Below are 13,698 nucleotides of genomic sequence, written 5' to 3'. Positions count from 1 at the left end.
ACGGCAACAATTCGATCGCACCGGCTCCGGCTCGAGAGCCGCCGCCGTGGGGGTATTTCACGAGGGCGCCCGCTCGCGCGTGCTCGGCATGGCGTCTGCCTCCGGCGCGAGCCGGCGTCGAATCGCCGGCCGGATGAAGTCCACCCACGCGCGGATCTTTGCGTCGAGGTGCCGGCGCGAGGCATACAGCAGGTAGAGACTGAGCGACGCCGGGGGGAATTGCGGCAGAAGTTCGACGAGGCGTCCGTCCTCCAGATCATCCTCGACGACGAACCATGGCAGCAGCGCGATACCGGTGCCTTGCCGCGTTGCGATCACGAGCGATGCCGAGGTGTCGACCGTGAGAAACGGGTCGATCTTCAGCGGCGCGTCCCGGGCGTCGCCGAAACACCACAGGCTGTCGTCGTATTCCGGGGCCATCAGTTGCAGGCACCGGTGTTGCAGGAGATCCGGCGGCTGCGCCGGCGTTCCGTGCCGTGCAATGTATTCGGGCGCGGCACACAGCACGTTGCGAATGCGTCCGAGTTCGATGCCGACGAGCTCGGAGCCGGCCAGGGAGCGCGCCGCGACGAACGCCACGTCGAAGGGTTCGCGGATGAGGTCGGGCGCACGCGGCCCGATCGTCAGGTCCAGCGCCACTTCCGGATGCGCGCGCCCGAACGGCTCCACCAGCGGGATCAGCAGACGGTTCGCGATACTCGCGCTGCAATGCACGCGCAGCCGACCACGCGCGTGTACGCCCGTGCCCCTGGCTTCGCGCTCGCTTTGGTCGATCGCCGCAATGACTTCACGTGTGCGACGCAGATACTGCTCGCCCGCCGGCGTGAGCGACATGGCGCGCGTCGTTCGGTGCAAAAGCCGGATGCCGAGATGCGCCTCGAGCGACGAAATCGCGCGGGTGATCTGAGACGGGGTCTGGTCCAGTTGCTCCGCGGTGCGGGCGAAGCTGCCCGCGTCCACGAGCAGGACGAACGTGCGCATGCATCGAAGAAGGTCCATCGGTTGCAGATTGGCGGGCGCAGGCGCCCGCCGCGGATTGCCGTGGTCTTCAGTCTATTGGAAAGCCCGTGCGATTCGCGCGCGCGATGTGCGCAACCGTCGTCGCGATCCGGACATCGCTCCTCGCCCTCGTTGTGCGCTGTCTCCTTCTTTGCCTCCCTCGCCTTTCTTCAGCGCGCGCGGAAGTACTCGCTCGGCGGCACGCCAAGCGTCTTGCGAAACATCGCCGCAAAGGCGCTAGGGCTGTCGTAGCCGAGTTCGAGCGCGAGCGCCAGGATCGGCGTGCCAGCCGCGAGCTTCGGCAAACTGAGCAGCACGCGGGCATGGCGGCACCAGGCGCCATGCGTCATGCCGGTTTCCCGCTTGAAGGCGCGCGCGAACGTGCGCTCGTTCATGTGGGCGCGCGCTGACCATTCGGCGAGCGTCGCGGGCACGCAAGGGTCTCGCAGCAAGGCGGTGCACAGGCTCGCGAGCGCCGGATGATGCGGCATCGGTACATGCAGCGACAGCTCGGGCGCGCGTTCGATTTCGTCGAGAATGAGGGCGAGCACGCGGCCGTCGCGATTGACGTCCTCGGGCCGCGAGTGTCGGTCGCCTGCTTCGTCCGCCGTCAGGATCAGCTCGCGCAGCAGTGGGCTTACGGGGATGACCCGACAGCGCTCGGGCAGCGTGGCGCGCGTGCCGGGCGCCACGAACACGGTGCGCATGGCGACGTCGACCGCCATTTCGATGGCATGCTCCGTGCCGCCTGGCACCCACACGGCGCGCCCCGTGGGCACGACCCAGTTGCCTGCGGCCGTGCGCACGATCATTACGCCGGCGATGGCGTGAATCAATTGTCCGTGACGATGCGCGTGTGTCGGGTAGGCCGTGCGCGAAGGGGAGTCGGTGGCGACTACGGCGACAGGGGCGCTCGCCTCACCGGCATGCAAGGCGTTGATGAAACTGTCCATTTTGCGACGATGATTGTGCAGTCTGCGTTCGATTGGTGCAGGCACATCACCATACCATCGAACTTCCTGATTTGTCAGACGAGCAAGTCCGCCATGGTTCATCCAACACGCCCGAAACACCCGGACCGCCTGGAGCGCGTGAAATGCCTGAAATACCCGGGAACGCCATCTCGCCGGCGGCGCTTGCCGGTCGTCTTTGCCGTCTGCGCGCTGAGCGCCTGCGGCGTCGGGCCGACGTACCACGCGCCGCAGCCGCCGGCAGCATTGCAGGGCGGCTTCGTCACCGAGAGCGCCGCGCCGACGAGTGCCGCGACGCCGCCGGACGAATGGTGGCGGCTCTATCGCGATCCCGTGCTCGACGCGCTGGTCGCGCGAGCCCTGACCGAGAACCGGGATCTCGCGGTGGCGGCCGCACACATCCGTCGCGCGCGCGCCGCGTTCGGAGAACAGGAGGCGCAACGGTTGCCGCAGACGTCCACATCGTTCGGACCGCGCTACGGCAAACCGGCGCCCGACCAGATCGTCGCCGCGAGCCGCGGCACCGACAGTCCGTCGGCTCGATGGGGATGGGCGCCATCGTTCGCGCTGTCCTGGGAGGTGGATCTCTGGGGGCGCGTCGACCGTCTTGGCGCGGCGGCGGGCGCCGATGCCGAGGCCGTGGCCGCCGAGCGCGATGCCATGCGAGTAAGCGTCGTTGCACAGACCGTTGCCGCCTACCTGCGGGTCTGCGGATTGGCCGAACAGGCACGCGTGACGCGGCGCACGCTCGACATTGCTACGCGCATTGCCGATCTCACGCGTCGACAACAGGCGGACGGGCTCGTTTCGGACCTCGAAGTCACGCGCTCCGAGGCGTTCGTCGAGGACACGCGAGCCAGCCTGCCCGCGCTCGAGGGCGATCGGCAGTCGGCGCTCTACGAACTTGCTGTGCTGACCGGGCGCGCGCCGGCCGAACTGCCGCGCGAGACCGCGCAATGCCGGACGGTGCCGACGCTGGCGCAACCGTTTCCCGTGGGCGACGGCGCACAACTGTTGCAGCGCCGCCCGGATCTGCGCGCGCTCGAGCGGCGCCTCGCGTCGGCTACGGCTCGGGTGGGCGTCGCCACGGCGGATCTGTATCCGCGCATCACGCTCGGCGGCTCCGTCGACTGGCTCTCGAGCGACAACCGCCTGTCGTCGCTTGGTGATCGCTACGCGGTGAGCTGGGGCGTCGGGCCGCTGATCCAGTGGCAATTCCCGAACCTGAGCGCCGCGCGGGCGCGGTTGCGAGCGGCGAGTGCCGACGGCGATGCGGCCCTGGCGGCTTTTGAGGGACGCTTGCTCGTCGCGGTGAAGGAGACCGAGCAGGCGCTGGCGCACTACGGCGCCGACTGGTCGAGGGGCCGCTCGCTCGAAGCGTCGCGCGCCAATCATCAACGCGCGCTCGTGCTGGCGGAGCGCAGTTACCAGGCGGGTGCCGCCGACTTTCTCGACCTGCTGGACGCGCAGCGCTCGCTTGCGCACGCCGACGCCGCGCTCGCCCGTAGCGCCCTGCAGATCGGAATCGACCAGGTCACGCTATTCAAGGCGCTGGGCGGCGGATGGCGGCGCGCCGACGCCTCGGCTGCCTCTTCCGGCTCTTCTGCCTCATTGGCCCCATCCGCCCCCTCGGTCTCATCGGCCGCATGGGCTTCGCCGCTCGATACGTCCGTCGAGCCTTCGGTCGCACGCGACGAAACCCTATCCCACAGGACAGCCGCCCGCTGACGCACGCCGGTGCGGCGCAGTTCATCGCGCGGCTGTCCGCGGTTGCGCCTCAACACGCGTCGCTGTGCACGGTTGCGCGGCGTCGCATTCCTTTCCGTTATCTGACGAGAGATTGTTATGAGTACTGTTGCCTTGCCGAGCCGGCTGCGCTTTGCGAGTCGCAAGACGTGGATGGTCGCCGCGGGCGTCGCGCTGAGCGTGGCCGCTATCGCCGCTGCTGGCCACTGGTGGCTCGTCGGCCGCTTCATCGAGAGCACCGACGACGCTTACGTTCGAGCCGATGTCACGCGTGTCAGCCCGCGAATCGCAGGATACGTCAGTCGTGTCGAAGTCGACGACAATCAGCACGTGCGGGTGGGCGACGTGCTGGTGCGGCTCGACGATCGCGACGCCCGGGCCGGCGTCCTGCACGCGAAGGCGACGGTGCAGTCCGCGGCCGCGGACGTGCAGGTGCAGATCGATGCGGCCGCGACACTCGACGCCGAATGGGTCCGCCAACGCAGTCTCATTGCACAGGCGCAAGCCGACGTGGATGGCGCGCAGGCGCAATACGCCCGGCACACCGCAGACGCGCAACGCTATCGCGCGCTACTGGGCGACGGGGCGGCGAGCCGCCAGCGCTTCGAGCAGGCCGAAGCCCAGGCGCTGCAAGCAAGCGCGTCGCTGGTGCACGCGAAGGCGGCAAGTCAGGCCCAGTGCGAACAGTTGACGGTGCTGCAGCGCCGGCGCGAGCAGAGCAAGGCCACCATCGCGCAGGCGAACGCCCGGCTCGCGGCAGCGCAGGCGGCGCTTACGCAGGCTGAGCTCACGCTCTCGCACACCGTGGTGCGAGCGGCGAGCGACGGCGTCGTCGGGCAGCGCAGCGTGCGCGTCGGACAGTACGTCGAGGCGGGCGACCCGCTGCTCGCCTTGGTGCCGCTCGCGGACGTCTACGTGATCGCCAACTTCAAGGAAACCCAGGTGCGCCGAATGCGCCAGGGCCAGCCGGTGAGCGTGGATATCGACGCCTACCCCGAGCACTCGCTGCGCGGCACGGTCAGCAGCTTCTCGCCCGGCTCGGGCGCCCAGTTCGCGCTGCTGCCGCCGGATAACGCGACGGGCAACTTCACCAAGATCGTACAGCGTATCCCGGTCAAGATCCGCATCGACCATGCGCCGGATCGCGGGCCCGTACTGCGCCCGGGAATGTCGGTGATCGCGCAGGTCGATACGCGCAATCGGCGCGATGGGAACGATGGGGGCGATGGGGGCGATGGGCGCGAGGGAGCGCGGGAGGCAAGCCAATGAGCACCGCGGCTTCCTCGCCCGCCCACGCCCGCGAATCCGACGGCGTTTCGCTGCGCGCGTGGGTCGCCGTGCTCGGCGGCGTGTTCGGCTGCTTCATGGCCGGCATGAACGTGCATGTGACCAATGCCTCGCTGCCCGACATCCGAGGCTCGCTCGGGGCGAGCTTTGAGGAAGGGTCGTGGATCACGACAGCGTATCTTGTCGCGGAGATCATCGTGATCCCGCTCACGGGCTGGCTCGTCCAGGTGTTTTCCGCACGGCGCGTGCTGCTGGTCGGAACCGCGGGCTTTCTGGTGTTCTCGCTGGCATGCTCGCTCGCTCCGGACATCTCGACCATGATCGTGGCCCGGGCCCTGCAGGGCGCGTTCGGCGGGGTGCTGATTCCGTTGTCGTTTCAACTGATCGTCTCGGAGCTGCCGCCATCCCGGCACCCACTCGGGATGGCGCTCTTCGCCGTGGCAAACAACGTGGCGCAGGCCGCGGGGCCGTCGCTGGGCGGATGGCTCACGCAAATGTACTCGTGGCGCTGGATCTTTTATCTCCAGATTCCGCCCGGCGTCGTACTGCTCGCCGCCATCGGCTGGTCCATCAAGCCGACGCCGGTCCATCTGGAACAGTTCAAGCGCGCCGACTGGTTCGGCATCGGCGCGATGGCCATCGGGCTGAGCGCGCTGCAGATCGTGCTGGAAGAAGGCGGGCGAAAGGACTGGTTCGCCTCGACGGAAATCGTGCAACTGTCGATCGTCGCCGCCATCGGCCTGGCGGCATTTGCCTGGACGCAGTGGCGCCGCGCCGAGCCCTTCATCAACCTGCGCCTGCTTGCGCGCTACAACTTCGGTGTGGCGAGCCTCATGCAGTTCCTGTTCGGCGCCGTGGTGTTCGGCGTGGTGTTTCTGGTACCGAATTATTTCGCGGAGCTGCACGGCTTCAGCGCGCGCGACATTGGCCTGACGATGATTCCATACGGGGCGGTGCAGTTCGTGATGTCCTTCCTCACCCCGCCGCTGATGCGCCGCATCGGGCCACGCACCACGATCGTCGCCGGCTTTGCGCTGGTGGCGGCCGGGTGTCTCATGAACGTGCATCTCAACATCGACGCCGGCGTCAACGTGATCGAGCCCTCGCTGATCGTGCGCGGCGTCGGTCAGTCGCTGGTGGTGGTCGCGCTGTCGGTGATGGCCGTAGCGGGCATCGAAAAGACGCAGGTCGGCTCGGCTTCGGGGCTGTTCGCGATGGTACGCAACGTCGGCGGCGCCATCGGTATTGCGGTGGCCAGCCAGATCGTCGTGGAGCGCCAGAAGCTCCACGCCATGCGCATCGGCGAGGCAGTGACGCCGTATGCGGACGCATTTCGTGACCGGATGCACGCCATGGAGCACTGGATGGCAAAAATGGGCGTAGCCGGCGCGCAGGCGCGCGACGCCGCGCTCGGCCTCATCGAGCAGCGCGTGATGCGCGAGGCGCTTTTCATGGCGTACAGCGACACGTTCCTGATCGCCGGGGTCGCCATGCTCGGCTGCACGGCGGCGGCCTTGCTATTGCGCGCCAAGGCGAAACCCGCGGCGGCCTCGTGACGGCCCGGGAGCGGTGCCTGCGCACCGTCCCCGGGGCCCCGCTCGCGCAAACGCGCAACCAGGGATCAGCCCGGCTCCGAACTCGCCCGCAGCAACTCTGCAAAGCGAGCCTCGCACCACCGCATGACATCGTTTGGTTCGCGTCCGAAGCGCCAGAGCATGCGCACCGGCAACTGCGGCAGTCCGAGGTCGTCACAGCGAAGCTCGTGCAGGTCTTCGTACTCCGCAATATCGATCGGCAGCACCGCCCAGCCCAGCTTGTCCACGACCATGCTGGCGATCACGTATGAACTGTCCGCCCGCCAGATCGACGGGCTCAGTTGCAGCGGCGTGATGTCGTCCATCTGCAGCAGAATCTGGCGGTACTTGGCCAGATCGCCGCGCGTGACCTGATCGCGAAAGGCCAGCGGATGGTCGCCGGCCACGAACACACCCTGCACGGCGGAGCCGACGTACTTCTGTCCGAACGCCGACGAGATCGGTCCGCGGTCCACATGAAAGCCGATGTCCGCGCGCTGCTTTTCCACGTATTCCGCCACTTCCGTCGACGTACCGTTGAGCAGTGTGAGCTCCAGATACGCGAATTGATAGGCCAGATCGCGCACGAGCTCGCTCACCGCCTGATACGGCAGCGCCTCGTCGAGCGCCAGCGAGAGCTGCGGCTGCTCGCCATAAGCCAGCGCGTTCGCCCGGTGATTCAACCCTTCCGCCTGACGCAGCAGCTCCTTCGCTTCGAGCAGCATCACCTCGCCCTGGTCGGTCAGCCGGGCGTTGCGGCGGCTTCGGTCGAATAGCTCAAAACCCAGATCGGCTTCGAGCAGCGAAATCGCCGTGCTCACCGCCGACTGGGCTTTTCCGAGGCGTCGGGCGGCAGCGGATATCGAGCCTTCCTCGGCCGCCGCCACAAAGTAGCGCAATTGTTCTATGGTCCAGTTCATCCATTCATTTTATAGATAGGTTCCAACTTTTTCTAACATGAATTTCGCGTCAGAATCGCGTTTCTCCAAATAAAACGCCGAATTGAAACGCCAGCATAGGCGAGGCAGCAGACGACCGGATCCCACCGGTGCGGCGGTCTCGGGCAAAGACCTCCTTCGCGCAACGCGCACCCTGCTACCCACGGCGCTCCCGGAGAGATGCGGACTCCCCGGTTCCCGCATCGCTGGCTCAGCCATAGGTCGTCGTCGCGCACCGAACGCGACCCGACGCTCTGACCGGATGTTGTCAATCCAACGCTAATACATGTCATCGAATATCGATTACCGAACCCGCTTCGGGGTGCTAACGGGTGTGACCGCCAGTCTGGTCGCCAGTGTGCTCGTCCTTGCCGCCTGCTCCGAGCGCGCAAAGGACGGGAAGGCCGATGCCGCGCCGGAGGCGGTCGTGCGCACCGTGGAGCGCCGCGCCGAGCCGATCACCACCCGTCAGCCGGGGCGTCTGGAGGCCTATCGCAGCGCCGACGTGCGCGCGCGCGCCGGTGGCGTCATCCTCGAGCGCCGTTATCAGGAAGGACAGACGGTGGCCCGGGGTGACGTGCTCTTTCGCATCGACCCGCAGCCGCTGTCGGCCGCCCTCGACGCCGCTCGCGGTGCGCTCGCCAAGGCCCAGGCCGAACACGACTCCGCTCGCGACAAGATCGAGCGTTATCGCGGACTGCTCGACGAGCGAGCCATCAGCGCGCGCGAGGACGCCGAGGCCCGTGCCGCCGAGGCGCGTACCCGGGCCGAAGTGCTGGCCGCTCGCGCCGAAGTCCGTCGCGCGGAACTCAATCTCGGCTACACCAGGGTGGTCGCACCGATTGCCGGCCGCGTGCGTCGCGCGGAAGTCACCGAAGGCGCCCTCGTGGGGCTCGACTCCCCCACGTTGCTTACGCGCGTGGAGCAGATTGACCCGATCTACGTGAACTTCTCGCAGCCGGCCGCCGAGGTCTATGCGATGACGCGCGACTTGCGCGCGGGCAAGCTGCGGCACGGCAACGAGGCGGCCGCCCCGAAGGTACACGTCACGCTGCCCGACGGGCGCGAGTACGCACTGCCCGGCAAGTTGCTCTTTACCGATCTGGCGGTCGATCCCGGCACGGACACCATCGCCATGCGCGCGCTCCTGCCGAACCCGGACGGCGTGCTGCTGCCCGGCGCGTTCGTGCAGGTTCGCATGCAGGGGGCGGTGAATCCGAACGTCGTTCGCGTGCCGCGCGAGGCGCTGACCCGAACGACCGAAGGCGCTGTCGTGCGCGTGGTCGATGCACAAGGCAAGGTGCATGACACCCAGGTGCGCGCCGAAGCCATCGAAGGCCACGACTGGCTCGTGACCGAAGGGCTCAAGGGCGGCGAGAAGGTCATCGTGCAAAACGTCGCGCAGTTCTCCGACGGCATGCAGGTCAGGATCAAGGCCGACGCCGTCGCCCAACCCGGCAACCGGCCGGCCGAGCCCGCTCGCGCCGGCCCGGGCTCCAAAGCGGAGACGCAATAACAATGGCTCGTTTCTTTATCGATCGCCCGGTCTTCGCCTGGGTGATCTCCCTGTTGATCACGCTGGTCGGCGTACTCGCGATCCGGGCGCTGCCCGTGGCGCAGTACCCGGACATCGCCCCGCCGATGGTGAGCGTGTGGAGCACCTATCCGGGCGCGTCGGCCAAGGTCGTCGAGGACTCGGTCACGGCGATTATCGAGCGCCAGATGAACGGCGCTCCGGGCCTCATGTACACGTCGGCGACGAGCGGCAACGGCGAGTCGTCCGTCAACCTGACGTTCCGTCAGGGCACCAGCCTCGATCTGGCAGCCGTGGAAGTGCAGAACCGTCTGAAGACGGTCGAGTCGCGTCTGCCCGAAGTGGTGCGCCGCTACGGCGTGAAGGTCGAGCGCGCGGCGGACAACGTGCAGATGGTGGTCACGCTCTCGTCGCGCAACCCGGCCATCGGGGAGTTCGATCTCGGCGAGATCGCCGCCTCGCAGGTCATGAACCAGTTAAAACGCGTGCCCGGCGTCGGGCAGGTGCAGTTCTGGGGCACCGAGAAGGCCATTCGCATCTGGCCGGATCCCGCCAGACTGGTCGCCGTCGAGCTCACCGCCTCGGACATCGTCTCGAAGGTGCGCGCCTACAACGCCCGCGTGACCGTCGGCGACCTGGGCGCGGGCGGCACGCCCGCATCGGCTCCCATCAACGCCAACGTGGTCTCCGACAGCGCCCTGTCCACGCCTGAGGAGTTCGCCAACATCCCGTTGCGCGTGCGCGCCGACGGCTCGGCCATTCGATTGGGCGACGTCGCGCGCGTGGAACTCGGCGCGTCGGACTACAACTTCTCGTCGCGCGTCGACGGGCGCCCCGCCACGGCCATGGGCATCAAGCTCGCGGCCGGCTCGAACGCCGTGGAAGTGATGAAGGCGGTGCGCAAGACGATGGACGAGCAGGCCGCGCTGTTCCCGGCGGGCGTCGAATACCAGTTGCCCTACGAGACGGCGTCGTTCGTGAAAGTGTCGATCGAGAAGGTCATCAAGACGCTGCTCGAAGCCGTGGTGCTCGTGTTCCTCGTCATGTATCTGTTCATGCAGAACCTGCGCGCCACGCTCATCCCGACGCTCGTGGTGCCGGTCGCCCTGCTCGGTACGTTCGGCGTACTGCTGGGACTGGGCTATTCGATCAACACGCTCACGATGTTCGGCATGGTGCTCGCCATCGGCATTCTGGTGGACGACGCCATCGTGGTCGTGGAGAACACCGAGCGAATCATGGTGGAGGAGGGCCTCTCGCCCTATGCGGCCACGGTCAAGGCAATGCGGCAGATCAGCGGCGCCATCGTCGGTATTACGGTGGTGCTGGTCACGGTGTTCGTACCCATGGCGTTCTTCTCGGGCGCGGTGGGCAACATCTACCGGCAGTTCGCGATCACGCTGGCCGTGTCGATCGGTTTCTCGGCGTTCCTGGCGCTCTCGCTCACGCCGGCCCTATGCGCCACGCTGTTGCGCCCGATCGCGCATGATCATCACGACAAACGCGGCTTCTTCGGCTGGTTCAATCGCACGTTCGCGCTCGGCACGCAGCGTTACACGCGCACGGTCGGCAACACGCTGCGCCGTCCGTGGCGCGCGCTCGTCGTGTATGGCCTGGTGCTGATCGCGGTGCCGCTGGCGTTCATGCGTCTGCCCTCGGCGTTCATTCCCGAGGAAGACACGGGCAGCTTCATGGTAATGGCCTCGGAGCCGCAGGGCGCCACCTTGCCGGAGGCGATGACCGCGCTCAAGCGCATCGAGCGATATCTGGTGGAGAACGAGCCGGTCAAGCATGTGTTCGTGCTGGGCGGATGGAACGAGTTCGGTGCGGGGCCCGGCGGCGGCATGCTGTACGTCACGCTCAAGGACTGGCACACGCGCACTTCGAAGCATGACGGCGTGAACGCGATCGTCGATCGCGTGAACGAGAAGTTCGGCGGCCAGCCCGATCGCATGATGATCGCGATGAACAGCCCGGCGCTGCCGGAGCTCGGTTCGTCGAACGGTTTCAATCTGCGGCTGCAGGACCGCGCCGGCGTCGGCAAGGAAACGCTGATCGCCGCGCGCGACGAACTGCTGCGGAAGGCCGCCGGGGATCCGGTTCTCAGGAACGTGATCTTTGCCGGTCAGGGCGACGTGCCGCAGATCGACGTGAGCATCGACCGCCGCAAGATGGAAGCGCTCAAGGTCGGCATGGACGAAGTGAACACCACGCTCGCCACCATGTTCGGCTCCGACTACGTCGGCGACTTCATGCTCGGCTCGGAGAACCGCCGCGTGCTGGTGCAGGCCGACGGTCGCCATCGCGTCTCGCCCGAGAACATCGGCAACCTTCGGGTGCGCAACGCCGATGGCGACATGGTGCCGCTCTCGGCCTTCGTCTCGCTCAAATGGAAGCTCGGCTCGCCGCAACTCAAGCGCTATAACGGCTACCCGTCGTTCACCATCCAGGGCGAATCCGCGCCGGGGCGCAGCAGCGGCGAGGCGATGGCGCGCATGGAGCAGTTGATGGCGGATCTGCCCAAGGGTATCGGCCATGAGTGGAGCGGCCAGTCGCTTGAGGAGCGCATCTCGGGCGCGCAGGCGCCGATGCTGTTCGCGTTGTCGGTACTCGTGGTGTTCCTCGCGCTCGCCGCGCTGTACGAAAGCTGGGCGATTCCGGCGGCGGTGATCATGGTGGTGCCGCTTGGCGTCATCGGCGCGCTTGGCGCCGTCAGTCTGCTGGGCATGCCCAACGACATCTACTTCAAGGTCGGCCTGATCGCCACGATAGGCCTGTCGGCGAAGAACGCGATCCTGATCGTGGAAGTGGCCAACGATCTGGTGAAGCAGGGTATGGCGTGGTTCGACGCTGCCGTGGAGGCAGCTCGCCTGCGCCTGCGCCCGATCGTGATGACCTCGCTTGCGTTCGGCTTCGGCGTGGTGCCGCTCGCCATCGCTTCGGGGCCGGCCTCGGGGGCGCAGCGCGCCATCGGCGTGGCCGTGCTCGGCGGGATCGTGACGGCCACCGTGCTCGCGATCTTCCTGGTGCCGCTGTTCTTCGTGTTGGTCGGCCGCTTCGTTCGCCGGCCGTGTCCGGACAATAGGGACGCGTCGGGCGATGCCGCGCCGGCCGTCGAGGGGAAGGTATGACGATGTTTCGAGCCCGCTTGCGCGGGATGACGTTGGCGCTCGCGAGTGTCTTCGCGCTGGGTGCGTGCACGCTTGCGCCGACCTACGAGCGGCCGGCCGCGCCCATACCGACGAAGTTTGCGACGGCGTTCGAGGGCGCGCCGCAAAGCGGCGTGAATCTTGCGCTGGCCGAGCCGCTGGCGGCCGACGCCGACTGGGCCGAGGTGTTCACCGATCCGGAGCTGCAGGCGCTCATTCGCCGTGCACTGGAGCGCAATCGCGATTTGCGACTGGCCTCGCTGCGCGTGCAGGAAGCGCGTGCGTTATACGGCATCGAAGGAGCCAACCTGCTGCCCAGCGTGCAGGCAGGTGGTTCGTTTTCGCGCCAGCGCTACTCCGGTTCGTCTGGCACGTCCGGTCCAGCCGCGCAGCTCGACGGGCGCGGCAGCGCTCCCGGCGGCTATGTCGCCAACGAACTGCGCGCGACCGTCGGCGTGAGCGCGTTCGAGCTGGACTTCTTCGGGCGTGTGCGCAGCCTGCGCGACGCGGCGCTGGAGCAATACCTCGCGAGCGAGGAGGCGCAGCGCGCGGCGCAGGTGAGTCTGGTCGCGGAGGTGGCGACGTCCTACATCGGGCTCGTCGCCATCAACGAGCAGATCTCGTATGCGCGTGAAGTGCTGGCCGCGCGCGAGGAGGGCATACGCGTCATCCGCTTGCGGGCAGAGCGCGGGCTGGTCGACGACCTCGATCTCAATACGGAGACCACGCAGGTAGAAGTCGCCCGCGCGGCGCTCGCCGAGCGAGAGCGCCAGCGCAGCCAGATCCTGCACGCGCTGCAGCTGCTCACGGGCGAGGTCGGCGCCAAGCCGGTGGCCGCGGCCCGGCTCGACGACGCCTTCGTGGCGCCGGTGGCGGCGGGGTTGCCGTCGTCGCTGCTGATGCGACGCCCCGACATTCGTCGCGCGGAGGCGCAGTTGCGCGCGGCGAACGCCAATATCGGCGCGGCGCGCGCGGCATTCTTCCCGTCGATCAAGCTCACGACCGATATCGGCACCGCCAGTTCGCGCTTTGCCGATCTGTTCAGCGCAGGCACCGGCGTGTGGTCGTTCGTGCCGCAGATTACCGTGCCGATCTTCGAGGGGGGCCGTAACGTGCAGGGCCTGAATCTCGCGAATGTTCGCAAGGAGATGGCTGTGGTGACATACGAGCAGACCATTCAGACGGCGTTCGCCGAAGTGGACGACGCGCTCGTCGCGCAGCAGCAGCTCGCACGCCAGTTTCAGGCGCAAAGGCGCGTGTGGGAGGGCGAGCGCGAACGCCTTCGTCTGGCGCAGCGTCGTTACGCCAACGGCGTGGCGAGCTATCTCGAATTGCTCGATGCGCAGCGCAGTGAGTTTCATGCCGCACAGCAGCTGATCGACGTGAAGCAGCGGGTGCTCGTGAACCATGTCACCCTCTACCGCGCACTCGGCGGGGGATGGCGGGGCCAGACGGACGCCACTTGACGCGACCTGGCGCATCGCGATACGTGCGGCGTGT

At 67.5% G+C, this 13,698-nt stretch carries 9 protein-coding genes; 6 read left to right on the top strand and 3 right to left on the bottom strand.

Annotated features, from left to right (window positions below):
* Positions 1–57: 57 nt before the first annotated feature.
* Both CDN36_RS03705 and CDN36_RS03700 read right to left on the bottom strand, forming a co-directional pair.
* On the bottom strand, positions 58–981 hold the full coding sequence (locus tag CDN36_RS03705; protein WP_287496021.1) for a LysR family transcriptional regulator: 924 nt from the start codon (positions 979–981) through the stop codon (positions 58–60).
* A gap of 188 nt (positions 982–1,169) precedes the next feature.
* On the bottom strand, positions 1,170–1,952 hold the full coding sequence (locus tag CDN36_RS03700) for an AraC family transcriptional regulator (RefSeq protein WP_150556435.1): 783 nt from the start codon (positions 1,950–1,952) through the stop codon (positions 1,170–1,172).
* 93 nt (positions 1,953–2,045) lie between these two features.
* Between CDN36_RS03700 and CDN36_RS03695 the strand changes: the two genes are divergently transcribed.
* From CDN36_RS03695 to CDN36_RS03685, 3 genes are all read left to right on the top strand, one after another.
* Positions 2,046–3,698: an efflux transporter outer membrane subunit gene (locus CDN36_RS03695; RefSeq protein ID WP_287496020.1), complete on the top strand. Its 1,653-nt coding sequence runs from the start codon at positions 2,046–2,048 to the stop codon at positions 3,696–3,698.
* A gap of 117 nt (positions 3,699–3,815) precedes the next feature.
* On the top strand, positions 3,816–4,985 hold the full coding sequence (locus CDN36_RS03690) for an HlyD family secretion protein (RefSeq protein WP_287496019.1): 1,170 nt from the start codon (positions 3,816–3,818) through the stop codon (positions 4,983–4,985).
* On the top strand, positions 4,982–6,559 hold the full coding sequence (locus CDN36_RS03685; protein ID WP_150556438.1) for a DHA2 family efflux MFS transporter permease subunit: 1,578 nt from the start codon (positions 4,982–4,984) through the stop codon (positions 6,557–6,559). The genes CDN36_RS03690 and CDN36_RS03685 overlap by 4 nt, the downstream gene beginning before the upstream one ends.
* 65 nt (positions 6,560–6,624) lie before the next feature.
* On the opposite strand, the gene CDN36_RS03680 is transcribed toward CDN36_RS03685, so the two are convergent.
* Positions 6,625–7,497 (bottom strand): LysR family transcriptional regulator, encoded by an 873-nt coding sequence (locus tag CDN36_RS03680; RefSeq protein WP_174966427.1) that lies wholly within the window; start codon positions 7,495–7,497, stop codon positions 6,625–6,627.
* A gap of 304 nt (positions 7,498–7,801) precedes the next feature.
* Here CDN36_RS03680 and CDN36_RS03675 point away from each other — a divergent pair, with 304 nt between their 5' ends.
* From CDN36_RS03675 to CDN36_RS03665, 3 genes are read left to right on the top strand one after another with little or no spacing between them, the layout of a single operon-like run.
* Positions 7,802–9,031, top strand: coding sequence for an efflux RND transporter periplasmic adaptor subunit (locus tag CDN36_RS03675; RefSeq protein ID WP_287496018.1), 1,230 nt, complete (start codon positions 7,802–7,804; stop codon positions 9,029–9,031).
* A 2-nt stretch (positions 9,032–9,033) separates the two neighbouring features.
* Positions 9,034–12,180: a multidrug efflux RND transporter permease subunit gene (locus tag CDN36_RS03670; protein ID WP_150556440.1), complete on the top strand. Its 3,147-nt coding sequence runs from the start codon at positions 9,034–9,036 to the stop codon at positions 12,178–12,180.
* Complete coding sequence (locus CDN36_RS03665; protein ID WP_150556441.1) at positions 12,177–13,664, top strand: efflux transporter outer membrane subunit; 1,488 nt, start codon at positions 12,177–12,179, stop codon at positions 13,662–13,664. The genes CDN36_RS03670 and CDN36_RS03665 overlap by 4 nt, the downstream gene beginning before the upstream one ends.
* The last annotated feature ends 34 nt before the right edge of the window (positions 13,665–13,698 follow it).

This window comes from Pandoraea sp. CB10b_02, assembly GCF_002216225.1.
Taxonomy (GTDB): domain Bacteria; phylum Pseudomonadota; class Gammaproteobacteria; order Burkholderiales; family Burkholderiaceae; genus Pandoraea; species Pandoraea nosoerga.
Note: the sequence above shows the minus strand (reverse complement) of the source record. Positions and strands in the feature narration are given on the sequence as shown.